Consider the following 24,888-nt stretch of genomic DNA (forward strand, 5'->3'; position numbering starts at 1 on the left):
AAAAATATTAACGGCTACCGCTTTGGTGGTATTTGATCTAATACCCCCCCTCAGAGTCCCCCTTCGTCTTGATCGTTATCAATTCTCACCATCTTTCATAGCGTTACCTTCGCTGCAAATCAGCAATGTCGATTTAGAGAGCCACAGGCTCCACACAGGAGATACCCGATGAGCAAATTTTTGGACCGGTTTCGCTACTTCAAACAGAAGGGTGAAACTTTTGCCGATGGGCACGGCCAGGTTCTGGATACCAACCGGGACTGGGAAGACGGTTACCGTCAACGCTGGCAGCATGACAAAGTTGTCCGTTCTACCCACGGCGTAAACTGCACTGGCTCATGTAGCTGGAAGATTTTCGTTAAAAACGGTCTGGTGACCTGGGAAATGCAGCAGACCGATTATCCGCGTACCCGTCCGGATATGCCGAACCACGAGCCGCGCGGCTGCCCGCGTGGGGCCAGCTACTCCTGGTATCTCTACAGCGCCAACCGTCTGAAATACCCGCTGATGCGTAAACGCCTGATGAAAATGTGGCGTGAAGCGAAAGTGCAGCACAGCGATCCGGTTGATGCCTGGGCCTCCATCATTGAAGATGCCGACAAAGCGAAAAGCTTCAAGCAGGCGCGTGGTCGCGGTGGTTTCGTTCGCTCTTCCTGGAAAGAGGTGAACGAGCTGATTGCGGCTTCCAACGTCTACACCGTGAAAACCTACGGTCCTGATCGTGTGGCAGGCTTCTCGCCAATCCCGGCGATGTCGATGGTCTCTTACGCCTCCGGCGCGCGCTACCTGTCACTCATCGGTGGTACCTGCCTGAGCTTCTACGACTGGTACTGCGACCTGCCGCCAGCGTCACCACAGACCTGGGGTGAGCAGACCGACGTGCCGGAGTCCGCCGACTGGTATAACTCCAGCTACATCATCGCCTGGGGCTCTAACGTTCCGCAGACCCGTACCCCGGATGCGCACTTCTTTACCGAAGTACGTTACAAAGGGACCAAAACCGTCGCCGTGACCCCGGACTACGCCGAAATCGCCAAACTGTGCGACCTGTGGCTGGCGCCGAAACAGGGTACCGATGCCGCAATGGCGCTGGCGATGGGCCACGTCATGCTGCGTGAATTCCACCTCGACAAGCCAAGCCAGTATTTCACCGATTACGTGCGTCGCTACACCGACATGCCAATGCTGGTGATGCTCGAAGAGCGTGACGGCTATTACGCGGCAGGCCGTATGCTGCGTGCCGCGGATCTGGTGGACGCGCTGGGTCAGGAAAACAACCCGGAGTGGAAAACGGTCGCCTGCAACAGCAACGGCGAGCTGGTGGCGCCAAACGGTTCTATCGGCTTCCGCTGGGGGGAAAAAGGCAAATGGAACCTGGAGCAGCGTAACGGCACCACGGGTGAAGAGACGGAGCTGCGTCTCAGCATGCTGGGCAGCCAGGATGAGATCGCCGATGTCGGCTTCCCGTACTTTGGTGGTGAAGGTTCCGAGCACTTCAACAAGGTTGAGTTGCAAAACGTTCTGATGCACAAGCTGCCGGTGAAGCGCCTGCAACTGGCGGACGGTTCTACTGCTCTGGTCACTACCGTCTACGATCTGACCATGGCGAACTACGGCCTGGAGCGCGGCCTGAACGACGAAAACTGCGCGACCAGCTATGATGACGTGAAGGCTTATACCCCAGCCTGGGCGGAGCAGATCACCGGTGTGCCACGCGCCCAGATCACCCGTATCGCCCGCGAATTTGCGGAAAACGCCGACAAAACCCACGGTCGCTCCATGATCATCGTCGGTGCCGGTCTGAACCACTGGTATCACCTCGATATGAACTATCGCGGCCTGATTAACATGCTGATCTTCTGCGGCTGCGTCGGGCAGAGCGGCGGCGGCTGGGCGCACTACGTGGGCCAGGAAAAACTGCGTCCGCAGACCGGCTGGCAACCGCTGGCGTTTGCCCTTGACTGGCAGCGTCCGGCTCGTCACATGAACAGCACCTCCTACTTCTATAACCACTCCAGCCAGTGGCGCTACGAGACGGTTACCGCCCAGGAACTGCTGTCGCCGATGGCGGATAAATCCCGCTACAGCGGCCACCTGATTGACTTCAACGTGCGCGCTGAGCGTATGGGCTGGCTGCCGTCTGCGCCGCAGCTGGGTACGAACCCGCTGCGTATTGCGGAAGCGGCGAAGCAGGCGGGCATGTCACCGGTGGACTACACCGTTAAATCCCTCAAAGACGGCTCAATCCGCTTCGCGGCAGAACAGCCGGAGAACGGTAAAAACCATCCGCGTAACCTGTTCATCTGGCGCTCTAACCTGCTGGGTTCGTCCGGTAAAGGTCACGAGTACATGCTGAAATACCTGCTCGGTACCGAAAACGGTATTCAGGGTAAAGATCTCGGCAAGCAGGGCGGCGTGAAGCCGGAAGAAGTGGAGTGGAAAGACAACGGTCTCGACGGCAAGTTGGATCTGGTGGTGACGCTGGACTTCCGTCTGTCCAGTACCTGCCTGTACTCCGACATCGTGCTACCTACTGCCACCTGGTACGAAAAAGACGACATGAATACGTCGGATATGCATCCGTTTATTCATCCGCTGTCTGCGGCCGTTGACCCGGCGTGGGAATCAAAAAGCGACTGGGAAATTTACAAAGACATCGCGAAGAAATTCTCTGAAGTCTGTGTAGGGCACCTGGGCAAAGAGACCGACGTGGTGACGCTGCCAATCCAGCACGACTCCGCTGCCGAACTGGCTCAGCCGCTGGACGTGAAGGACTGGAAAAAAGGCGAGTGCGACCTGATCCCGGGCGTAACCGCGCCGCACATTATTCCGGTTGAACGTGATTACCCGGCAACCTACGAGCGCTTTACCTCTATCGGCCCGCTGATGGAGAAGATCGGTAACGGCGGTAAAGGCATCGCCTGGAACACCCAGAGCGAAATGGACCTGCTGCGCAAGCTCAATTACACCAAAGCAGACGGCCCGGCGAAAGGCCAGCCGATGCTGAACACGGCAATTGATGCGGCAGAGATGATCCTGACCCTGGCCCCGGAAACCAACGGCCACGTGGCGGTGAAAGCCTGGGCGGCCCTGAGCGAGTTTACCGGTCGTGACCACACGCACCTGGCGAAGAATAAAGAGGAAGAGAAAATCCGCTTCCGCGATATTCAGGCCCAGCCGCGCAAGATTATCTCCAGCCCGACCTGGTCTGGCCTCGAAGATGAACATGTGTCCTATAACGCCGGATACACCAACGTTCACGAGCTGATCCCATGGCGCACGCTTTCTGGCCGTCAGTCTCTGTATCAGGATCACCAGTGGATGCGTGACTTCGGTGAAAGCCTGCTGGTTTACCGTCCGCCAATCGACACCCGCTCCGTGAAAGCGGTGATGGGCGCGAAATCGAACGGTAACCCTGAGAAGGCGCTGAACTTCCTGACGCCGCACCAGAAGTGGGGTATCCACTCCACCTACAGCGACAACCTGCTGATGCTGACGCTGTCGCGCGGGGGGCCAATCGTCTGGATGAGCGAAGCGGACGCCAAAGATCTGGGTATCGAAGACAACGACTGGATCGAAGTGTTCAACAGCAACGGCGCCCTGACGGCACGTGCGGTGGTGAGCCAGCGTGTACCGGCCGGGATGACCATGATGTACCACGCGCAGGAACGTATCGTTAACCTGCCGGGGTCTGAGATCACCGAGCAGCGCGGCGGTATTCACAACTCCGTGACCCGTATTACGCCGAAGCCGACCCACATGATCGGTGGTTATGCCCAGCTGGCCTACGGCTTTAACTACTACGGCACCGTAGGATCGAACCGCGATGAGTTCGTGGTGGTACGTAAGATGAAGAATATTAACTGGTTAGATGGCGAAGGTAATGACCAGGTACAGGAGAGCGTAAAATGAAAATTCGTTCACAAGTCGGCATGGTGCTGAATCTGGATAAATGCATCGGCTGCCATACCTGCTCGGTCACCTGTAAAAACGTCTGGACCAGCCGTGAAGGTATGGAGTACGCCTGGTTCAACAACGTGGAAAGCAAGCCGGGCACCGGCTTCCCGACCGACTGGGAAAACCAGGAGAAGTGGAAGGGCGGCTGGATCCGTAAAATCAACGGCAAACTGCAACCGCGCATGGGTAACCGTGCCATGTTGCTGGGAAAAATCTTCGCTAACCCGCATCTGCCGGGCATTGATGATTACTACGAGCCGTTTGATTACGACTACCAGAACCTGCACAACGCGCCGGAAAGCAAACACCAGCCGATCGCCCGTCCTCGCTCGCTGATCACCGGCCAGCGCATGGACAAAATTACCAGCGGTCCAAACTGGGAAGAGATTCTGGGCGGCGAGTTCGAAAAACGCGCCAAAGACCAGAACTTCGAGAACATGCAGAAGGCGATGTACGGCCAGTTCGAAAACACCTTCATGATGTACCTGCCGCGCCTGTGCGAACACTGCCTTAACCCGGCGTGCGTGGCGACCTGCCCAAGCGGCGCCATCTACAAGCGTGAAGAAGATGGCATTGTGCTGATCGACCAGGACAAGTGCCGCGGCTGGCGTATGTGCATCACCGGCTGCCCGTACAAAAAAATCTACTTCAACTGGAAGAGCGGTAAGTCTGAGAAGTGCATCTTCTGCTACCCGCGTATCGAAGCCGGTATGCCGACAGTCTGCTCAGAAAGCTGCGTAGGTCGTATCCGCTACCTCGGCGTGCTGCTGTACGACGCGGACGCGATTGAAAATGCCGCAAGCACCGAGAACGAGAAAGATCTGTATCAGCGTCAGCTGGACGTCTTCCTCGATCCAAACGAGCCAAAGGTTATTGAGCAGGCGCTGAAAGACGGTATTCCGCAGAGCGTAATCGACGCCGCGCAGCAGTCTCCGGTGTACAAAATGGCGATGGACTGGAAGCTGGCCCTGCCGCTGCATCCGGAATACCGCACGCTGCCGATGGTCTGGTACGTGCCGCCGCTGTCTCCGATTCAGTCTGCGGCGGACGCGGGTGAACTGGGCAGCAACGGCATTCTGCCGGACGTGGAAAGCCTGCGTATCCCGGTTCAGTATCTGGCCAACCTGCTCACCGCAGGGGATACCCAGCCGGTACTGCTGGCGCTGAAACGTATGCTGGCGATGCGTCACTTCAAACGTGCGGAAACCGTTGACGGCGTTAACGATACCCGCGCGCTGGAGGAGGTCGGCCTGACCGAGGCGCAGGCGCAGGAGATGTACCGCTATCTGGCAATCGCTAACTACGAAGATCGTTTCGTGGTGCCGAGCAGCCACCGTGAACTGGCTCGCGAGGCCTTCCCGGAGAAAAGTGGGTGTGGCTTTACCTTTGGCGACGGTTGCCACGGGTCAGACAGCAAATTCAACCTGTTCAACAGCCGCCGCATTGACGCGATGGATGTGACCAGCAAAACGGAGCCGCACCAATGATTGAACTCGTCATTGTTTCGCGTCTGCTCGAGTACCCTGATGCTGCGCTTGTGCAGCATCAACAGGAACTCTTTGATGCACTCGCGTCATCTGAAAACCTGGATAAAGAGGATGCCCAGAAGCTGGGCGTTTTCCTCCGCGATCTGCTGGCACGCGATCTTCTTGATGCGCAGGCGGACTACAGCCAGCTGTTTGACCGGGGCCGTGCCACGTCTCTGCTGCTGTTCGAACACGTTCACGGTGAATCCCGCGACCGTGGTCAGGCGATGGTGGATCTGATGGCCCAGTACGAGCAGCACGGTTTGCAACTCGACAGCCGCGAGCTGCCGGATCACCTGCCGCTGTATCTGGAATATCTGGCACAGTTGCCGAAAGAGGAAGCGCTGGGCGGGTTGCAGGACATTGCTCCCATTCTGGCGTTGCTCGGCGCGCGTCTCCAGCAACGTGAGAGCAGCTATGCAGTCCTGTTCGATCTGCTGGTGAAACTGGCTAACGCCTCGGTTGACAGTCAAAAAGTGGCGGAAAAAATTGCGGATGAAGCCCGTGACGATACCCCACAAGCACTGGATGCCGTCTGGGAAGAAGAGCAGGTGAAATTCTTTGCTGACCAGAGCTGTGGCGAATCTGAAATCTCCGCGCATCAGCGTCGTTTTGCCGGAGCGGTGGCTCCGCAATATTTGAATATCTCTAACGGAGGACAGCACTAATGCACTTCCTGAATATGTTCTTCTTTGACATTTACCCGTATATCGCGGGCACCGTGTTCCTGGTGGGAAGCTGGCTGCGTTATGACTATGGCCAGTACACCTGGCGTGCTGCCTCCAGCCAGATGCTGGATCGTAAAGGGATGAACCTGGCGTCAAACCTGTTCCACATCGGGATTTTGGGAATTTTCGCCGGCCACTTCCTGGGGATGCTGACCCCGCACTGGATGTACGAAGCGTGGCTGCCGATTGACGTGAAGCAGAAGATGGCGATGATTGCCGGCGGCGCCTGTGGCGTGATGACCCTGGTGGGTGGTCTGCTGCTGCTGAAACGACGTCTGTTCAGCCCACGCGTGCGGGCTACCACGACCGGAGCGGACATCCTGATCCTCTCCCTGCTGATGGTGCAGTGTGCGCTTGGTCTGCTGACCATTCCATTCTCTGCGCAGCATATGGACGGCAGCGAGATGATGAAGCTGGTGGGATGGGCGCAGTCTGTCGTGACCTTCCGCGGGGGCGCTTCTGAGCATCTGGACGGTGTGGCGTTTATCTTCCGCGTTCACCTGGTGCTGGGTATGACCCTGTTTGTGCTGTTCCCGTTCTCTCGCCTGGTGCACATCTGGAGTGCGCCGGTGGAGTACCTGACGCGCAAATATCAGGTTGTGCGTGCCCGTCGCTGATTCGCTGTATTAATACAACCCCGCATTTGCGGGGTTTTTTTTGTCCCCGATCCAGGGGGCGTGCGGATGCCGGGTGGCGGCTGCGCCTTACCCGGCCTACAGACCCTATTTGTAGCCCCGGTAAGCGAAGCGCCACCGGGGAAAACAGGCAGGGAAGGATTACTCCCGGCATCGAGAAATATGGAGCATTGTGCTTGAGTGAGTGCTTAAGAATCTGGAAGTGATGGTGGTGGGGGAAGGATTCGAACCTTCGAAGTCGATGACGGCAGATTTACAGTCTGCTCCCTTTGGCCGCTCGGGAACCCCACCAGGGGTAATTCATATTTTGAGGTAAAGCTGGAGATGGTGGTGGGGGAAGGATTCGAACCTTCGAAGTCGATGACGGCAGATTTACAGTCTGCTCCCTTTGGCCGCTCGGGAACCCCACCACGGGGTAATACTTTTAACTGGCCTGCTTCCTGTTGGAAGCGGGGCGCATCATATCAAATGAGACGCCCCTGTAAAGCATTCCTTTAGGAAAATGAAGCTGTTTGCCTGCTTTTTATCCGTAAAGGCGTAAAGCTAATCAATTCATTTTCCGAGGGATTAAAGAATAATCGTTCTGTTGCCGTACACAAAGACGCGCTGAGCAAGTACCTGATACAGCGCACGGCTCAGTACGTTCTTCTCAACGTCACGGCCAGCACGCATCATATCTTCTGCCGTATAGGTGTGATCCACGTGGATCACGTCCTGCATGATGATTGGACCTTCGTCCAGATTGTCATTCACGTAGTGCGCGGTTGCGCCAATGATCTTCACCCCACGCTCGTATGCCTGGTGATAAGGACGCGCGCCAATAAAGGCTGGCAAGAAGGAGTGGTGGATGTTGATAATTTTGTTCGGGAAGCGTGCCACAAAGGATGGCGTCAGCACGCGCATATATTTCGCCAGCACCACGTAGTCCGGGTTATGCGCTTCAATCGCAGCTGCCATCAGGTTGTCGTGCTCTTCACGGGTATGGCCTTCGTGACTGACCAGTTCAAACGGAATGTCGAAACGTTCTACCAGCGTACGCAGCGTTTCGTGGTTGCCAATGACGGCGGCAATTTCTACGTCCAGGCCACCGTAGTTGGCTTTCATCAGCAGATCGCCCAGGCAGTGCGCCTCTTTGGTGACCAGAATGACAATGCGGCGACGGCCCGCCGGGTTCAGCTCGCGCACCGAGCCTTCCGGCAGGGCGCTGTCCAGATCGGCAAGCAGGGTTGTGTCGTTGAAAATGCCTTCCAGTTCGGTACGCATAAAGAAGCGACCGGTACGGTGGTCAACGAACTCGTTGTTCTGCACGATATTCAGTTCATGCTTGTAGCAAATGTTGGTAATTCGTGCGATCAGCCCTTTTTGATCGGGACAGATAGTGCGCAGAACTTTACGTTGTAATGATTGCATCGCCGGGAAATCCTGTTTATGTATTTGCGAAGTCTGAGTTGTCAGGCATTACTGCCGCAACACTTTTTAAATTTTTTTCCTGAACCACTGGGGCAGGGATCGTTACGACCGAATTGCGGACGTGTGCCGTCAATATAATACCATTGCCCGCTGTCCTTTAAGAACCGTGAGCGCTCAATGATGGCGCCGGGTTTGTTTTGTTCGCTAAAGCGGGCGACAAAACTGACATAGCCCTCGTTGGCATCGCGGCCGGGAGCGGCTTCAAAGACGGTGAGGCCCAGCCAGACGGTGTTGGCAAATCCGGCTTCAATCTCTTGGCGAAAATCGGCAGCATGGCAGGACGGATGCCAGGTTTTAATCAGGTAGTCTGCGTTTTTGATCACAAAAGCAGTATACCGCGAGCGCATAAGGTGTGACGGCTCTGGTGCAACCTGCTCGCCAGAAAGATATCGCTGGCAACATAGGCTATACTCCAGAGCGCTACCACAGGGGCAGAGTTGAGACACGATTCTCTTCCTGGAACAAAAAATAAGGCGTTAAACGCTTAAGGTAGCAATATGTTAACTGAGCAGGTGCGTTGACGCTATGTCAGGAATCCAGGGGAAGTAAAACAGGGCTAATGAGAAAGGTAAAAATTGGACTGGCGTTGGGCTCAGGTGCAGCCCGGGGTTGGTCACATATTGGCGTTATCAATACCTTAAACCAGATGGGGATTGACGTTGATATTGTCGCAGGATGTTCTATCGGGTCGCTGGTCGGATCCGCGTACGCCTGCGGTAAGCTCCCGGAGCTTGAAAGCTGGGTGCGCTCCTTCAGATACTGGGATGTGCTGCGCCTGATGGATCTTTCCTGGCAGCGTGGCGGCCTGCTGCGCGGCGAACGCGTGTTCAATCAGTTTCGTAAGATAATGCCCCTCGCTGACTTCAGCCACTGCCAAATGCCTTTCGGTGCCGTTGCAACCAACCTCAGTACGGGCAGGGAGTTATGGCTCACTGAAGGGGATATTCATCTCGCCGTTCGCGCATCCTGTAGCATGCCGGGGTTAATGGCGCCTGTGCCTCACAACGGCTACTGGCTCGTTGATGGGGGCGTAGTGAATCCTGTACCCATCTCTCTGACCCGCGCCATGGGGGCGGATATCGTTATTGCCGTGGATTTACAGCACGACGCACACCTTATGCAGCAAGATTTGATGCCGGTTAATCTTCAGAGCGATGACGCGGAAGAAGAGAAACTTGCCTGGCATGCACGATTACGCGGCAGAATAGGGCGCCTGACCGCCCGTCGCGCGGTGACCGCGCCGAACGCCATTGAAATCATGACGACCTCTATTCAAATCCTTGAGAATCGCCTGAAGCGAAACCGTATGGCTGGCGATCCTCCGGATATTCTTATTCAACCCTATTGTCCACAAATCTCTACCCTTGATTTCCACCGGGCTGAGGCCGCCATAGCAGCGGGCTCGTTAGCCGTCGAAAAGAAAATAGATGAACTGTTGCCTTTTGTGCGTACAGCACGTTGAGCACTTTTTTGATTACTTCAGCAAAATCTGACAGGCGATAGTACCAATAGCATGCCACTATTGAGTAACTGTCAGCCAGGGGAGGAACCATGACACAGCCATTGGCCGGAAAACATATTTTGATAGTTGAAGACGAGCCCGTTTTCCGATCGCTACTGGATTCGTGGTTATCCTCACTGGGTGCAACCACGTCCCTTGCCGAAGATGGCGTCGAGGCACTGGAAAAAATGGCCAGCATGGCGCCTGATCTGATGATCTGCGACCTTGAGATGCCGCGCATGGACGGATTAATGCTGGTGGAAAACCTGCGTAATGAAGGTTATCAGACACCGATACTGGTGATCTCGGCCACCGAAAATATGGCGGATATTGCTAAGGCGTTGCGTTTAGGTGTGCAGGATATTCTGCTCAAACCGGTTAAAGATTTGAACCGTCTGCGTGAAACGGTGTTGGCCTGCCTGTATCCCAATATGTTTAATTCCCGGGTGGAAGAAGAAGAACGTCTTTTCCAGGACTGGGATGCTTTAGTCAGTAATCCGCTCGCGGCCGCGAAGCTGCTTCAGGAACTTCAGCCGCCGGTGCAGCAAAATATCTCTCATTGCAGAGTAAATTATCGCCAGCTGGTAGCGGCTGACCAGCCTGGGCTGGTGCTGGATATTGCGCCGTTATCAGATTCTGACCTCGCTTTTTATTGCCTGGATGTTACCCGGGCGGGAGATAACGGCGTTCTGGCGGCCTTATTACTCCGTGCGCTGTTTAATGGATTGCTACAGGAACAATTATCCCATCAGGGGCAACGACTTCCTGAGTTAGGCAGTTTACTAAAACAGGTCAACCAACTTTTTCGCCAGGCCAATTTGCCGGGGCAGTTCCCGCTTCTGGTTGGCTATTATCACAGCGGGTTGAATAACCTTATTCTGGTCTCTGCGGGTTTAAATGCCACACTGAATACTGGCGAACACCATATTCAGGTGAGTAACGGCGTGCCGTTGGGTACGCTGGGAAATACTTACCTTAATCAAATTAGCCATCGCTGCACCTCCTGGCAGTGCCAAATTTGGGGTGCCGGAGGGCGGTTACGCTTAATGTTGTCCACGGAGTAAGCAGTCAGATTTTATTTTTCAGATTGCTTTACCTGTGTTTTTGCTGGCAGTGCTACTATCGCTGCAAGTTTCATGCGTATTTGTCTTAATTGATCGGCAACGCGTTCTTTTCAGACCCGTATTAGTGGCTGAGACTGTATACTCAACGCGTTATTCAATGCATAAAAGTTCAAAACTTGAACAGTTCAGGAGAATTTCAATGGCTGCCCTTAATTCGAAAGTCAGAAAGGCCGTTATCCCGGTGGCGGGATTGGGTACCAGGATGTTGCCAGCGACGAAGGCAATCCCAAAAGAGATGCTGCCTCTGGTTGATAAGCCATTAATCCAGTATGTCGTGAATGAATGTATTGCAGCAGGTATCACCGAAATTGTGCTGGTGACGCATTCATCTAAAAACTCTATCGAAAACCATTTCGATACCAGTTTCGAACTCGAAGCAATGCTGGAAAAACGCGTTAAGCGCCAGCTGCTGGAGGAAGTGCAGTCTATTTGCCCTCCACACGTTACCATTATGCAGGTTCGTCAGGGCCTGGCGAAAGGCCTGGGGCACGCAGTATTGTGTGCACACCCGGTAGTGGGTGATGAGCCGGTCGCGGTTATTCTGCCTGACGTGATTCTTGATGAGTACGAGTCCGATCTTTCTCAGGAAAACCTGGCGGAAATGATTAAACGCTTCGACGAAACCGGCAGCAGCCAGATTATGGTTGAGCCAGTCGACGACGTGACCGCTTACGGCGTGGTTGACTGCAAAGGCGTTGACCTGCAACCTGGCGAAAGCGTACCGATGGTTGGCGTTGTTGAAAAACCTAAAGCGGACGTCGCGCCGTCTAACCTTGCTGTCGTTGGTCGTTACGTCCTCAGTGCTGAAATTTGGGCTCTGCTGGCGAAAACGCCTCCGGGTGCGGGCGATGAAATCCAGCTGACGGATGCTATCGATATGCTGATCGAGAAAGAGACCGTGGAAGCCTACCATATGAAAGGTAAGAGCCATGACTGCGGGAATAAGCTCGGTTATATGCAGGCATTCGTCGAATATGGTATTCGCCATAACAGCCTGGGTGAAGAATTTAAAGCCTGGCTCAAAGGTAGCGTGGGTATTAAGTAATAAACTCACAGCCCAGTGAACAAGACCGGTGGAGCGATGTCCACCGGTTTTTTTATGCCTGTCGCTCCGTAATTGGCGGGGGATTGTCAAGGACGTTAAATAGGGAGCCTCACAATATGACAGAATGTAAGGAGATGTTCGGGCGAATATTACAGGCATAAAAAATCCCGCATTAAGCGGGATTTTTCAGAATCTTTCCAGATTAATCCTTGATCAGGAAGTCATCCAGTTGTTTACCTTGTTCGTCCATTGCTTTCTTGATTACAGCAGGAGTACGGCCCTGGCCGGTCCAGGTTTTCTCTTCGCCGTTCTCATCGATGTAGCTATATTTAGCAGGACGTGCCGCGCGTTTTGCTTTGGTACCGGTTTTAGCCGCAGCCATGCTGTTCAGCAATTCGTTTGGATCGATACCATCGGCAATCAGCATTTCACGATACTGTTGCAGTTTACGTGTACGTTCCTCGATTTCAGCCGCAGCAGCGCTTTCTTCTTCACGACGTTCGTTAACTACAACTTCTAATTTTTCGAGCATTTCTTCAAGCGTCTCAAGGGTACATTCTCTTGCCTGCGCACGAAGAGTACGGATGTTGTTCAGAATTTTAAGTGCTTCGCTCATTGTAGTAATCTCAAACTTATAATGGGGGTGGGTTTGTTGTCCTAATAATAGAGCCTTAATTTCACTTGTGCAATAGGTGGGAATGTAAGGAATTCAAAAAATACAAAATAAACGACGCTATTATTAATTACGCTAACTTAAATTTCATTGTTTGTTGGGTCTGTGAGATATCGTTTCAAACGGCAAAAGCGCGTCATTTGCGTGTATGTTTTGTGACTTTTACCTCAGGAATTATAGTTGCGGTTGATAAATATCAGCCTTTTGTATTACCCCGAGTAAGCGCAGCGAAGACAAGAATAGTTAATAAATAGTGAATTTTAATGAACGAAGAAGACACTATAAAAAGAAGTGTTATCTCTGGTTGCGGACTCACCTTATTGTCAGTGTTTAATGCCTTTACTGCCTGTTTTAACGCATTATTTTGCGCCACTCGCGAAGGATTTACTGATGCATGGCAGGCTGGAGAGCGCAGCCCGCCGCTGATGACGGTACAAAATATGGTACAATGATCCATCGGGAATATTACACATTGATTAGGGTTCTTCGGCCAATGGCACAACTTTATTTCTACTATTCGGCAATGAATGCAGGGAAATCGACGGCGTTACTGCAATCCTCATACAATTATCAGGAGCGGGGGATGCGTACCGTTGTTTATACCGCCGAAATCGACGATCGCTTTGGGGCAGGGAAGGTGAGCTCAAGAATAGGGCTCTCGTCGCCTGCAAGGCTGTTTAACCCTGAAACGGACCTGCTGGAGGACATTCGTGCCGAGCATGCCTCTAAGCCTGTCCATTGCGTGCTGGTAGATGAAAGCCAGTTCCTGACCCGAGAGCAGGTCCACGCACTTTCAGAGGTCGTTGATGAGCTGGATATTCCCGTTCTTTGCTATGGATTACGTACCGATTTTCGTGGGGAGTTATTTGCCGGCAGTCAGTATCTGCTTGCCTGGTCGGATAAGCTGGTTGAGCTGAAAACAATCTGCTTTTGTGGCCGCAAGGCAAGTATGGTTCTTCGCCTGGACCAGTCGGGTAAACCCTATGCTGATGGCGAGCAGGTGGTGATAGGAGGCAATGAACGTTATGTCTCGGTCTGCCGCAAGCATTATAAAGAGGCGCTGGCTGTAGGCTCGCTGACGGCGTTACAGGGCGACAATCGAAAATAATAAGAATGTTTTACGGATCCTCAGATATAAAAAACCCGCCAGCGGCGGGTTTTTTTATCATACTGTCAATCAAGCATTTTTCTTCGCTTTCTTTTCAGCCTTTACAACTGCGGGGATTTCAACTTTTACGGCAGCGACATCGCTTTCAGTGAAGTTACGACCGTAATAAGTATCCAGCAGGATCTGTTTCAGTTCGGAAATCAGTGGGTAGCGCGGGTTAGCACCAGTACACTGGTCATCGAATGCATCTTCAGACAGCTTATCTACGTGAGCGAGGAAGTCAGCTTCCTGAACGCCTGCTTCGCGGATAGATTTAGGAATACCCAGTTCAGCCTTCAGGCTCTCCAGCCAGGCCAGCAGTTTCTCGATCTTCGCGGCAGTACGGTCGCCCGGTGCGCTCAGACCCAGGTGATCTGCGATTTCAGCATAACGACGGCGCGCCTGTGGGCGGTCGTACTGGCTGAATGCAGTCTGCTTGGTTGGGTTGTCGTTGGCGTTATAGCGGATAACGTTGCTGATCAACAGGGCGTTCGCCAGACCGTGAGGAATGTGGAACTGTGAACCCAGCTTGTGCGCCATGGAGTGACAGACACCCAGGAAGGCGTTAGCAAACGCAATGCCCGCGATGGTTGCCGCACTGTGTACACGTTCACGCGCAACAGGGTTTTTCGAACCTTCGTTGTAAGAAGCTGGCAGGTTTTCTTTCAGCAGTTTCAGCGCCTGCAAAGCCTGACCGTCAGAGAACTCAGAAGCCAGTACGGAAACGTAAGCTTCCAGAGCGTGAGTTACCGCATCCAGACCACCGAACGCACACAGTGATTTCGGCATTTCCATGACCAGGTTGGCGTCAACGATAGCCATATCTGGCGTCAGCGCGTAGTCAGCCAGCGGGTATTTCTGACCAGTTGCGTCATCAGTCACAACGGCAAATGGCGTCACTTCTGAACCGGTACCGGAAGTGGTGGTGACGGCGATCATTTTCGCTTTCACGCCCATTTTCGGGAACTTGTAGATACGTTTACGGATATCCATAAAGCGCAGCGCCAGTTCTTCGAAGTGAGTTTCTGGATGCTCGTACATCACCCACATAATTTTCGCGGCGTCCATTGGGGAACCGCCACCCAGTGCGATGATCACATCAGGTTTGAAGGAGTTCGCCAGTTCAGCGCCTTTACGTACAACGCTCAGGGTTGGGTCAGCTTCAACTTCAAAGAAGACTTCAGTTTCGACGCCAGCCGCTTTCAGAACAGAGGTGATCTGGTCTGCATAGCCATTGTTGAACAGGAAACGGTCGGTCACGATGAGCGCACGTTTGTGGCCATCAGTAATCACTTCATCCAGCGCGATTGGCAGAGAGCCGCGGCGGAAGTAGATAGATTTCGGAAGTTTGTGCCACAACATGTTTTCAGCTCGCTTAGCAACGGTTTTCTTGTTGATCAGGTGTTTTGGACCAACGTTTTCAGAGATGGAGTTACCACCCCAGGAACCACAACCCAGAGTCAGGGAAGGTGCGAGTTTGAAGTTGTAAAGGTCACCGATACCACCCTGAGAAGCAGGGGTGTTGATCAGGATACGTGCCGTCTTCATCTTCTGACCGAAGTAAGCAACACGCTCAGGCTGGTTATCCTGGTCGGTGTACAGGCAAGAGGTGTGGCCGATACCGCCCATCGCCACCAGCTTCTCTGCTTTATCTACCGCGTCATCGAAATCTTTCGCACGGTACATTGCCAGCGTCGGGGAGAGTTTCTCGTGAGCAAACGGCTCACTTTCATCAACGACTTTCACTTCACCAATCAGAATCTTGGTGGTAGCAGGGACGCTAAAGCCAGCGAGCTCAGCGATTTTATACGCAGGCTGACCTACGATAGCCGCGTTCAGCGCACCATTTTTCAGAATCACGTCCTGAACGGCTTTCAGTTCTTTACCTTGCAACAGGTAGCCGCCGTGGCTGGCGAAACGTTCACGAACGGCGTCGTATACCGAATCAACCACGACAACAGACTGTTCAGATGCACAGATAACGCCGTTATCGAAGGTTTTAGACATCAGCACAGAGGCAACAGCACGCTTGATATCAGCCGTTTCGTCGATCACCACAGGGGTATTACCTGCGCCTACGCCGATGGCTGGTTTACCGGAGCTGTACGCAGCTTTAACCATACCAGGACCACCGGTCGCCAGAATCAGGTTAATGTCCGGGTGATGCATCAGGGCGTTGGACAGTTCAACAGAAGGTTGGTCGATCCAGCCGATGAGATCTTTTGGCGCACCCGCCGCAATGGCAGCCTGAAGCACGATATCTGCTGCTTTGTTGGTGGCGTCCTTCGCACGTGGATGCGGGGAGAAAATGATTGCGTTACGTGTCTTCAGACTGATGAGAGATTTGAAGATGGCGGTAGAGGTTGGGTTAGTGGTTGGAACGATACCGCAAATGATGCCGATCGGTTCTGCAATGGTGATGGTGCCGAAAGTATCGTCTTCTGACAGCACACCGCAGGTTTTCTCATCTTTATAGGCGTTGTAGATATACTCTGAAGCAAAGTGGTTTTTGATCACTTTATCTTCAACGATACCCATGCCGGATTCGGCAACGGCCATTTTAGCGAGAGGGATTCGAGCATCAGCAGCAGCCAGAGCGGCCGCGCGGAAGATTTTATCAACCTGTTCTTGGGTGAAATTGGCATATTCACGCTGGGCTTTTTTTACGCGCTCGACGAGGGCGTTCAGTTCAGCGATATTGGTAACAGCCATAATGCTCTCCTGATAATGTTTAAACTCTTTTAGTAAACCAGCGCTCGATACGTCTGACAGTATAGTCAGAGCCGATCCCACTTGCGTAACACACAGTAAAACAAAGGATTACTCACTGCTCCAGCTCACTAATTTACTAAAAGAGCCTTACCTTAGCATCATACCTTTTTGATAGGTGATCTCCCTGGCGGCGTAACCAAGATTACTCACTTCTGAGTACGAAAATTATGATCGAGATCAATTTTGTCCTAAGCTGATACCTTTCAGCAGGGTTATTTTGTGCTAAATATTCTACTGTTAAATAATTAAGTAACTATTGGAAGCAGCGATATCATTGATTACACAAATGTTTAACATCATGAATTGATAACGTTTAAGAACAGATTTCTGGTGAAGTATGCGGCTAAAAAGCGTATCTTCAGCGCGGATTTATCATGACACGCAGTTTCTCCCTGGCCATGCTCAATTGCGGAGCTTAATGTGATTCAAACGCTCTTTGATTTCCCTACATATTTCAAGTTTTTTATCGGCTTGTTTGCTCTGGTTAACCCGGTAGGGATCATCCCTGTCTTCATTAGTATGACCAGCTATCAGACGGCTGCGGCACGAAATAAAACCAACCTGACGGCAAACCTGTCGGTGGCGATCATCCTACTTACGTCTCTTTATCTCGGGGACGCCATTCTTCAGGTCTTCGGCATCTCGATTGATTCGTTCCGTATAGCAGGCGGGATCCTGGTGGTGACGATTGCCATGTCGATGATCAGCGGCAAGCTGGGGGAGGATAAACAGAACAAGCAGGAAAAATCAGAGACAGCTATCCGCGAGAGCATCGGGGTCGTGCCACTGGCACTGCCGCTGATGGCGGGCCCGGGGGCGATCAGTTCCACTATTGTCTGGGGAACGCGCTACCACAGCCTGATGCACCTGATTGGCTTTTCCGTCGCTATTGCGCTGTTCGCGCTGTGCTGCTGGGGTGTATTTCGTATGGCGCCATGGCTGGTTCGCTTGCTGGGACAAACGGGCATCAACGTGATTACCCGTATCATGGGTCTGTTGTTAATGGCGTTGGGCATCGAATTTATCGTTACCGGTATTAAAAGTATATTCCCCGGGTTAGTACACTGACTTTCATTTGAAAGAGCGGAGCCAGCGGCTCCGTTTTTTTTACGTGATTATCTGCAAATCATATAAATAAAGTTGAAATAGGCGCCAGTCATAATAAGTTCTACTAATAATCCTCTTCTGTTGTTTTTCAAGGGGTTGTTTATTTTCATTTCCCCTTGCCGCGCATAAATCCCTCAAACCCTCTGTTATTTTACTCACATGATACTCTGGGGCTTGCTGACAGATAACCGAAATGATATTAGTAATTTCGACGCTGACTCAGACGAATGTGCTAAATAATAATCAATTGTTAAATTATCGTGAAAAATCGTTCAGCTAAGCTTTGTCGCCGCGTTTGTAGCAACAAAATTTCTTATCTGTATGAATTACATCTCTTTTTGTTGATTTCGGCGTAAGCCAGGGTTGGCACCATAGTTATGCCAGCCATCGTAAAAGAGAAATGCTTAACAAATTTGCAAAATGTATTGGCGAGAGATGGCACCATTTGGTACTTTCCGGCCTTATATTTTGCAGCATTAAACAAGTTGATGAGAACTATTTTCATATAGCCCTCACATAAGATATCCAACGCATCTCTCTGACAGGGGAGAGGTGTAAAGAATCGACGCAAGACCGCCGTACGAGCGGTCAGTAATAATGAAGTCGGTGATAGCAAGAAGTAAAAAAAGAACCTGACAGTAGCAAAAAAAACTCCTGCGCTGTACAGGCCCCAACAGGGGATTACACAACTGGCGAAGGCCGGTCATTATAATGAGTGGAGTATCAACACAATGTCCATCATCACAAAAAAAAGTCTGGTAGCGGCGGGGATTTTAACTGCGCTAATCGCGGGCAACGCTGCAATGGCAGCGGACGTTCCTGCTGGTGTTCAGCTGGCTGAGAAGCAAACGCTGGTACGTAATAACGGTGCGGAAGTGCAGTCTCTTGATCCGCACAAAATTGAAGGTGTTCCAGAGTCTAACGTTAACCGCGATCTGTTTGAAGGTCTGCTGGTGACTGACGTAGACGGCCACCCGGCTCCGGGCGTGGCGGAAAAATGGGACAACAAAGATTTTAAAGTCTGGACCTTCCATCTGCGTAAAGATGCGAAATGGTCTGACGGTACGCCGGTTACCGCCGAAGATTTCGTCTATAGCTGGCAGCGTCTGGCGGATCCGAATACCGCCTCCCCGTATGCGAGTTACCTCCAGTATGGCCATATTGCCAATATCGATGACATCATCACGGGTAAAAAGCCAGTTACCGACCTGGGCGTAAAAGCCATCGATGCCAACACCTTTGAAGTGACGTTGAGCGAACCTGTTCCGTACTTCTATAAGCTGCTGGTTCACCCGTCCGTCTCCCCGGTACCAAAATCCGCAGTAGAAAAATTTGGTGAAAAATGGACGCAGCCTGCGAATATCGTGACCAACGGTGCATATAAGCTGAAGGACTGGGTCGTTAACGAACGTATGGTGCTGGAGCGCAACCCGCAGTATTGGGATAATGCGAAGACCGTTATCAATCAGGTCACCTACCTGCCAATCTCTTCTGAAGTGACGGACGTAAACCGCTACCGCAGCGGTGAAATCGACATGACCTATAACAATATGCCGATTGAACTGTTCCAGAAGCTGAAAAAAGAGATCCCTAAAGAAGTTCACGTCGATCCGTATCTGTGCACCTACTATTACGAAATTAACAACCAGAAAGCACCGTTCACCGACGTACGTGTTCGTACCGCACTGAAGCTGGCTCTGGATCGCGACATTATCGTGAATAAAGTGAAGAATCAGGGCGACCTGCCGGCTTACAGCTACACCCCGCCTTACACCGACGGTATGAAGCTGGTTGAACCTGAATGGTTCAAATGGTCCCAGGAAAAACGTAACGAAGAAGCGAAAAAACTGCTGGCTGAAGCTGGCTATACCGCCGACAAGCCGCTGACCTTTAGCCTGTTGTACAACACCTCCGATCTGCATAAAAAGCTGGCTATTGCCGTCGCGTCAATCTGGAAGAAAAACCTCGGCGTGAACGTGAAGCTGGAAAACCAGGAATGGAAAACCTTCCTCGATACGCGCCACCAGGGAACCTTTGACGTGGCTCGTGCAGGATGGTGTGCGGACTATAACGAACCGACCTCATTCCTGAACACCATGCTGAGCGACAGTTCGAACAATACCGCACACTATAAGAGCCCGGCGTTTGATAAGCTGATTGGCGAAACCCTGAAGGTGGCAGATGACGCCCAGCGCGCCGATCTGTACGCGAAATCAGAACAACAGCTCGATAAAGACTCTGCGATCGTTCCGGTTTACTACTACGTTAACGCCCGCCTGGTGAAACCATGGGTAGGGGGTTATACCGGTAAAGACCCGTTGGATAATATTTCCGTTAAGAATCTTTATATTATCAAGCATTAATGGCAATACGTGGGGCGAGCGAGCTTGCCCCACTGTGTCTATTTTGTAACATTCATCAGGCACACGCCAGAAGGTACGGGCAATGTTGAAATTTATCCTGCGTCGCTGTCTTGAAGCGATTCCAACGTTATTTATTCTAATTACAATTTCCTTCTTCATGATGCGTCTTGCACCGGGCAGTCCTTTTACCGGTGAACGCACGCTTCCGCCAGAAGTTATGGCCAACATCGAAGCGAAATACCATTTAAACGATCCTATCACCACGCAGTACTTCAACTATCTGAAGCAGCTTGCACACGGTGATTTTGGTCCGTCATTTAAATATAAAGACTATTCCGTTAACGACCTGGTGGCGTCCAGCTTCCCGGTATCGGCTAAATTAGGGGCTGCTGCATTTATCCTGGCCGTTGTTCTCGGTGTCACTGCGGGCGTTATCGCTGCGCTAAAACAAAATACCCGATGGGATTACGCCGTAATGGGGGTCGCAATGACCGGGGTGGTTATCCCCAGCTTCGTTGTCGCGCCGTTGCTGGTCATGATATTCGCCATAACCCTGAAATGGCTTCCCGGGGGCGGCTGGAACGGCGGGGCGCTGAAGTTCATGATATTGCCGATGGTGGCATTATCTCTGGCCTACATCGCCAGCATCGCCCGTATTACTCGCGGTTCAATGATTGAAGTCCTGCACTCGAACTTCATCCGTACCGCCCGTGCGAAAGGGCTGCCGATGCGCCGGATTATTTTCCGTCATGCCCTCAAGCCTGCACTGTTACCGGTACTCTCCTATATGGGTCCGGCTTTCGTCGGCATTATCACGGGTTCAATGGTGATTGAAACCATTTATGGTCTGCCGGGCATCGGGCAGCTGTTTGTTAACGGGGCGCTTAACCGTGACTATTCGCTGGTGCTGAGCCTGACGATCCTCGTGGGCGCGCTGACCATTCTGTTTAATGCCGTTGTCGATGTGCTGTATGCCGTTATCGACCCGAAAATCCGTTACTAACTGGAGCACGCCATGATGTTGAGTAAGAAAAACAGCGAGGCGCTGGAAAACTTCAGTGAAAAGCTGGAGGTCGAAGGTCGTAGCCTTTGGCAGGACGCCCGCCGTCGTTTTATGCATAACCGTGCCGCCGTTGCCAGCCTGGTCGTGCTGGTGCTTATCGCGCTGTTCGTAACCCTGGCACCAATGCTCTCTCAGTTCACCTATTTCGATACGGACTGGGGCATGATGTCCAGCGCGCCGGATATGGAATCCGGGCACTATTTCGGCACCGACTCCTCCGGGCGTGATTTGCTGGTGCGTGTGGCGATTGGCGGCCGTATCTCCCTGATGGTTGGCATCGCGGCGGCGCTGGTGGCGGTGATTGTCGGCACGCTTTACGGCTCGCTTTCCGGTTACCTCGGCGGGAAAGTGGACTCCGTGATGATGCGTCTGCTAGAAATCCTGAACTCCTTCCCGTTCATGTTCTTCGTCATTCTGCTGGTGACCTTCTTTGGTCAAAATATCCTGCTAATCTTCGTGGCGATCGGGATGGTGTCCTGGCTGGATATGGCGCGTATTGTGCGCGGCCAGACGCTGAGCCTCAAACGTAAGGAGTTTATCGAAGCCGCACAGGTTGGTGGCGTTTCTACCGCCAATATTGTGGTGCGTCATATCGTTCCTAACGTGCTGGGCGTGGTGGTGGTATACGCCTCTCTGCTGGTGCCAAGTATGATCCTGTTTGAATCTTTCCTGAGCTTCCTGGGATTAGGTACGCAGGAGCCGTTGAGTAGCTGGGGCGCTCTGTTAAGTGATGGCGCAAACTCCATGGAAGTGTCACCGTGGTTACTGCTGTATCCGGCGGGCTTCCTGGTCGTCACCCTGTTCTGTTTCAACTTTATCGGCGATGGCCTGCGTGATGCCCTCGACCCGAAAGACCGTTAAGGAGCGCCGTCATGACCATTATTGAAACGGCAACCGCGCCACAGGCGCAACAGCGAACCAGCGCACTGCTGGACGTTAAAGACCTCCGCGTGACGTTTAAAACCCCCGACGGTGATGTTACTGCCGTTAACGATCTCAACTTCGACCTGCGTGCCGGTGAAACGCTGGGCATTGTGGGCGAATCCGGTTCCGGTAAATCCCAGACCGCATTCGCGCTGATGGGCCTGCTGGCGTCAAACGGCGTGATCGGCGGTTCGGCGACGTTTAACGGGAAAGAGATCCTGAATTTGCCGGAACATGAGCTGAACAAGCTGCGCGCCGAGCAGATTTCAATGATTTTCCAGGATCCGATGACGTCCCTGAACCCCTATATGCGGGTGGGCGAACAGCTGATGGAAGTGCTGATGCTCCACAAGGGGCTGGGTAAAGCCGAAGCGTTTGAAGAGTCCGTCAAAATGCTGGATGCGGTGAAAATGCCTGAAGCACGCAAGCGCATGCGCATGTATCCGCACGAGTTTTCCGGCGGTATGCGTCAGCGCGTTATGATCGCGATGGCATTGCTTTGCCGGCCAAAACTGCTGATCGCTGATGAACCAACCACCGCCCTGGACGTGACCGTTCAGGCGCAGATCATGACGTTGCTGAACGAGCTGAAGCGCGAGTTCAACACCGCCATCATTATGATCACCCACGATTTAGGCGTCGTTGCCGGGATCTGCGACAAAGTGTTAGTCATGTATGCAGGCCGCACGATGGAATACGGTAATGCCCGCGATGTGTTCTACCAGCCAGCCCATCCGTACTCTATCGGGCTGTTGAATGCCGTTCCGCGTCTTGATGCGGAAGGGGAGTCGCTGCTGACTATCCCGGGCAACCCGCCTAACCTGCTGCGTCTGCCAAAAGGCTGCCCGTTCCAGCCGCGTTGTCCGCATGCGATGGAAATCTGTAACAGCGCACCGCCGCTGGAAGCGTTTGCCCCAGGCCGTCTGCGCGCCTGCTTTAAGCCGCTGGAGGAGCTGGTATGAACGCGATCGACGAAAAAAGAAATGTGCTGCTCGAAATCGCTGACCTGAAGGTCCATTTCGATATCAAAGACGGTAAACAGTGGTTCTGGCAGCCTGCCAAAACCCTGAAAGCGGTGGATGGCGTCACGCTACGCCTGTACGAAGGCGAGACCCTGGGCGTGGTAGGCGAATCCGGCTGCGGCAAATCGACGTTTGCGCGTGCGATCATCGGCCTGGTGAAGGCCACCGACGGGAAAGTGGCCTGGCTTGGCAAAGATCTGCTGGGGATGAAGCCGGATGAATGGCGCGACGTGCGCAGCGACATCCAGATGATTTTCCAGGATCCACTTGCGTCCCTGAACCCGCGTATGACCATTGGCGAAATCATTGCCGAGCCGCTGCGCACCTATCATCCGAAGATGCCGCGCCAGGAAATTCGCGATCGGGTGAAAGCGATGATGCTCAAGGTGGGTCTGCTGCCTAACCTCATCAACCGCTACCCACACGAGTTTTCCGGCGGTCAGTGCCAGCGTATCGGTATCGCACGCGCGTTGATCCTTGAACCAAAACTGATTATCTGTGATGAGCCGGTTTCGGCGCTGGACGTTTCCATCCAGGCCCAGGTGGTTAACCTGCTACAAAAACTGCAACGGGAAATGGGGCTGTCGCTGATCTTCATCGCCCACGATCTGGCGGTGGTAAAACACATTTCGGACCGTGTGCTGGTCATGTATCTGGGCCACGCCGTGGAGCTGGGCACGTATGATGAGGTGTACCACAATCCTCTGCACCCTTATACCAAAGCGCTGATGTCTGCGGTTCCCGTTCCGGACCCCGATCTGGAAAAAAATAAAAACATTCAGCTTCTGGAAGGTGAACTGCCTTCGCCAATCAACCCGCCTTCAGGCTGCGTATTCCGTACTCGATGCCCAATAGCCGGGCCAGAATGTGCAAAAACACGGCCGGTTCTGGAGGGCAGTTTCCGACATGCGGTTTCCTGCCTGAAAGTAGACCCGTTATAATCGCAAGGGCTGACATGATGTCAGCCCTTATTTTTCGAGGTTAATGTGTCGCGATTATTCACGTCGGCCCGTCAGCGGCTGTATCACCTTTTATTTGATCCTGAAACGGTTTCCGGTCGCCGCTTCGAAGGTCTGTGTGGTTTATTTGCGCTGATTAGCGTCATTATTATCTTTATCGAATCCGGCGCCGGAACGCAGTACCACATGACGTATGAGGAGTGGCACGTTTTCGTCTGGCTGGAATTGATTGTCACGCTGGTGTTTACTGCGGAATATGTGCTGAGGGTCATTAGCTGGCCAAATCCGGCGAAATACGTTTTCAGCTTCTGGGGATTTATTGATTTAGCCACCATCCTGCCGCTGTATGTCATGTGGCTGTGGCCTGAGATCAGCCTGAATTATGTGTTTGCCTGGCGTGCAATGCGGGCGATTCGTGTGTTACGGATTCTCAAACTGCTGCGCTTTATGCCGTCGCTGCGGGTTTTTTGGGTTGCCATTGTCAGCGCCCGCCACCAGCTGATTCTCTTCTATTCGTTTATTGCTATCGTGATGATCGTTTTTGGCTCCCTGATGTATTTAATCGAAGGGCCGAAATACGGGTTTACCACGCTTAATGCGTCTGTTTACTGGGCTATCGTCACGGTGACCACCGTGGGCTATGGCGATATTACCCCGCATACGCCGCTCGGACGTATTGTGGCATCGGTTCTTATCCTGATCGGCTATTCTGTGATAGCGATTCCGACGGGGTTAATTACCACCCATATGAGCAGCGCCTTCCAGAACAGCAAGCAGCAACGCAAATGTCCGAATTGTCAGCAGGGGAATCATGAACCCGGCGCGCGGTTTTGTCACCGCTGTGGAAATGCCTTACCGGATTAAATAAAAAA

The 24,888-nt window shown here is 52.8% G+C and carries 20 protein-coding genes and 2 tRNA genes; 16 read left to right on the top strand and 6 right to left on the bottom strand.

All coding sequences use genetic code 11. From position 1 onward, the window contains the following. Positions 1-168: 168 nt before the first annotated feature. From H2Z33_RS18465 to narI, 4 genes are read left to right on the top strand one after another with little or no spacing between them, the layout of a single operon-like run. On the top strand, positions 169-3,912 hold the full coding sequence (locus H2Z33_RS18465) for a nitrate reductase subunit alpha (RefSeq protein WP_032669675.1): 3,744 nt from the start codon (positions 169-171) through the stop codon (positions 3,910-3,912). Continuing rightward, on the top strand, positions 3,909-5,444 hold the full coding sequence (gene narH / locus H2Z33_RS18470; protein WP_063134663.1) for a nitrate reductase subunit beta: 1,536 nt from the start codon (positions 3,909-3,911) through the stop codon (positions 5,442-5,444). The genes H2Z33_RS18465 and narH overlap by 4 nt, the downstream gene beginning before the upstream one ends. Continuing rightward, positions 5,441-6,151, top strand: coding sequence for a nitrate reductase molybdenum cofactor assembly chaperone (gene narJ, locus H2Z33_RS18475; RefSeq protein WP_022651366.1), 711 nt, complete (start codon positions 5,441-5,443; stop codon positions 6,149-6,151). The genes narH and narJ overlap by 4 nt, the downstream gene beginning before the upstream one ends. Next, complete coding sequence (gene narI, locus H2Z33_RS18480; RefSeq protein ID WP_017384241.1) at positions 6,151-6,828, top strand: respiratory nitrate reductase subunit gamma; 678 nt, start codon at positions 6,151-6,153, stop codon at positions 6,826-6,828. Before narJ ends, narI begins: the two co-directional genes overlap by 1 nt. Before the next feature lie 224 nt (positions 6,829-7,052). Here narI and H2Z33_RS18485 read toward each other — a convergent pair. The 4 genes from H2Z33_RS18485 to H2Z33_RS18500 all read right to left on the bottom strand — a co-directional run bounded on the left by H2Z33_RS18485 (position 7,053) and on the right by H2Z33_RS18500 (position 8,762). Next, a tRNA-Tyr gene (locus H2Z33_RS18485) sits at positions 7,053-7,137 on the bottom strand. 34 nt (positions 7,138-7,171) lie between these two features. Continuing rightward, a tRNA-Tyr gene (locus H2Z33_RS18490) sits at positions 7,172-7,256 on the bottom strand. Between the two features lie 157 nt (positions 7,257-7,413). Continuing rightward, complete coding sequence (gene purU / locus H2Z33_RS18495) at positions 7,414-8,256, bottom strand: formyltetrahydrofolate deformylase (protein ID WP_003856715.1); 843 nt, start codon at positions 8,254-8,256, stop codon at positions 7,414-7,416. 41 nt (positions 8,257-8,297) lie between these two features. After that, entirely contained in the window at positions 8,298-8,762 is a 465-nt protein-coding gene (locus H2Z33_RS18500; protein WP_063134662.1) for a YchJ family protein, read from the bottom strand. 113 nt (positions 8,763-8,875) lie between these two features. Between H2Z33_RS18500 and rssA the strand changes: the two genes are divergently transcribed. The 3 genes from rssA (at position 8,876) to galU (ending at position 11,986) form a co-directional block, all read left to right on the top strand. Then, entirely contained in the window at positions 8,876-9,778 is a 903-nt protein-coding gene (gene rssA, locus H2Z33_RS18505) for a patatin-like phospholipase RssA (protein WP_032653830.1), read from the top strand. Positions 9,779-9,867: 89 nt separating this feature from the next. Beyond that, complete coding sequence (rssB, locus tag H2Z33_RS18510; RefSeq protein ID WP_003856721.1) at positions 9,868-10,881, top strand: two-component system response regulator RssB; 1,014 nt, start codon at positions 9,868-9,870, stop codon at positions 10,879-10,881. Positions 10,882-11,080: 199 nt separating this feature from the next. Continuing rightward, positions 11,081-11,986 (top strand): UTP--glucose-1-phosphate uridylyltransferase GalU, encoded by a 906-nt coding sequence (gene galU, locus H2Z33_RS18515; protein WP_003856723.1) that lies wholly within the window; start codon positions 11,081-11,083, stop codon positions 11,984-11,986. 202 nt (positions 11,987-12,188) lie between these two features. On the opposite strand, the gene hns is transcribed toward galU, so the two are convergent. Beyond that, positions 12,189-12,602, bottom strand: coding sequence for a histone-like nucleoid-structuring protein H-NS (gene hns / locus H2Z33_RS18520; RefSeq protein WP_003856724.1), 414 nt, complete (start codon positions 12,600-12,602; stop codon positions 12,189-12,191). 320 nt (positions 12,603-12,922) lie between these two features. On the opposite strand from hns, the gene H2Z33_RS18525 reads away from it, so the two are divergent. After that, a complete protein-coding gene (locus H2Z33_RS18525) occupies positions 12,923-13,111 on the top strand; it encodes a hypothetical protein (protein ID WP_123906382.1) in 189 nt (62 codons plus the stop codon). 41 nt (positions 13,112-13,152) lie between these two features. Continuing rightward, positions 13,153-13,767 carry a thymidine kinase gene (tdk, locus tag H2Z33_RS18530; RefSeq protein ID WP_003856726.1) on the top strand — a complete coding sequence of 205 codons (615 nt, stop codon included), beginning with the start codon at positions 13,153-13,155 and terminating at the stop codon, positions 13,765-13,767. 69 nt (positions 13,768-13,836) lie between these two features. Here tdk and adhE read toward each other — a convergent pair whose 3' ends face one another. Next, on the bottom strand, positions 13,837-16,518 hold the full coding sequence (gene adhE, locus H2Z33_RS18535; RefSeq protein ID WP_063866954.1) for a bifunctional acetaldehyde-CoA/alcohol dehydrogenase: 2,682 nt from the start codon (positions 16,516-16,518) through the stop codon (positions 13,837-13,839). Positions 16,519-16,998: 480 nt separating this feature from the next. On the opposite strand from adhE, the gene H2Z33_RS18540 reads away from it, so the two are divergent. From H2Z33_RS18540 to H2Z33_RS18570, 7 genes are all read left to right on the top strand, one after another. After that, positions 16,999-17,646, top strand: coding sequence for a YchE family NAAT transporter (locus H2Z33_RS18540; RefSeq protein WP_017384236.1), 648 nt, complete (start codon positions 16,999-17,001; stop codon positions 17,644-17,646). A gap of 770 nt (positions 17,647-18,416) precedes the next feature. After that, positions 18,417-20,048, top strand: coding sequence for an oligopeptide ABC transporter substrate-binding protein OppA (gene oppA, locus H2Z33_RS18545; protein ID WP_003856736.1), 1,632 nt, complete (start codon positions 18,417-18,419; stop codon positions 20,046-20,048). Positions 20,049-20,130: 82 nt separating this feature from the next. Further along, positions 20,131-21,051 (top strand): oligopeptide ABC transporter permease OppB, encoded by a 921-nt coding sequence (gene oppB / locus H2Z33_RS18550; RefSeq protein ID WP_003856738.1) that lies wholly within the window; start codon positions 20,131-20,133, stop codon positions 21,049-21,051. A 12-nt stretch (positions 21,052-21,063) separates the two neighbouring features. After that, positions 21,064-21,972, top strand: coding sequence for an oligopeptide ABC transporter permease OppC (gene oppC / locus H2Z33_RS18555; protein ID WP_003856740.1), 909 nt, complete (start codon positions 21,064-21,066; stop codon positions 21,970-21,972). A gap of 11 nt (positions 21,973-21,983) precedes the next feature. Beyond that, complete coding sequence (locus H2Z33_RS18560) at positions 21,984-22,997, top strand: ABC transporter ATP-binding protein (protein WP_017384234.1); 1,014 nt, start codon at positions 21,984-21,986, stop codon at positions 22,995-22,997. After that, the gene (oppF, locus tag H2Z33_RS18565) at positions 22,994-23,998 is read left to right on the top strand and encodes a murein tripeptide/oligopeptide ABC transporter ATP-binding protein OppF (protein WP_063134660.1); all 1,005 of its coding nucleotides are present in this window, start codon (positions 22,994-22,996) and stop codon (positions 23,996-23,998) included. Before H2Z33_RS18560 ends, oppF begins: the two co-directional genes overlap by 4 nt. Positions 23,999-24,043: 45 nt before the next feature. Further along, complete coding sequence (locus H2Z33_RS18570; protein WP_003856745.1) at positions 24,044-24,880, top strand: ion transporter; 837 nt, start codon at positions 24,044-24,046, stop codon at positions 24,878-24,880. The last annotated feature ends 8 nt before the right edge of the window (positions 24,881-24,888 follow it).

Source organism: Enterobacter sp. YSU (assembly GCF_016082135.1).
GTDB classification, from domain to species: Bacteria; Pseudomonadota; Gammaproteobacteria; order Enterobacterales; family Enterobacteriaceae; genus Enterobacter; species Enterobacter hormaechei_C.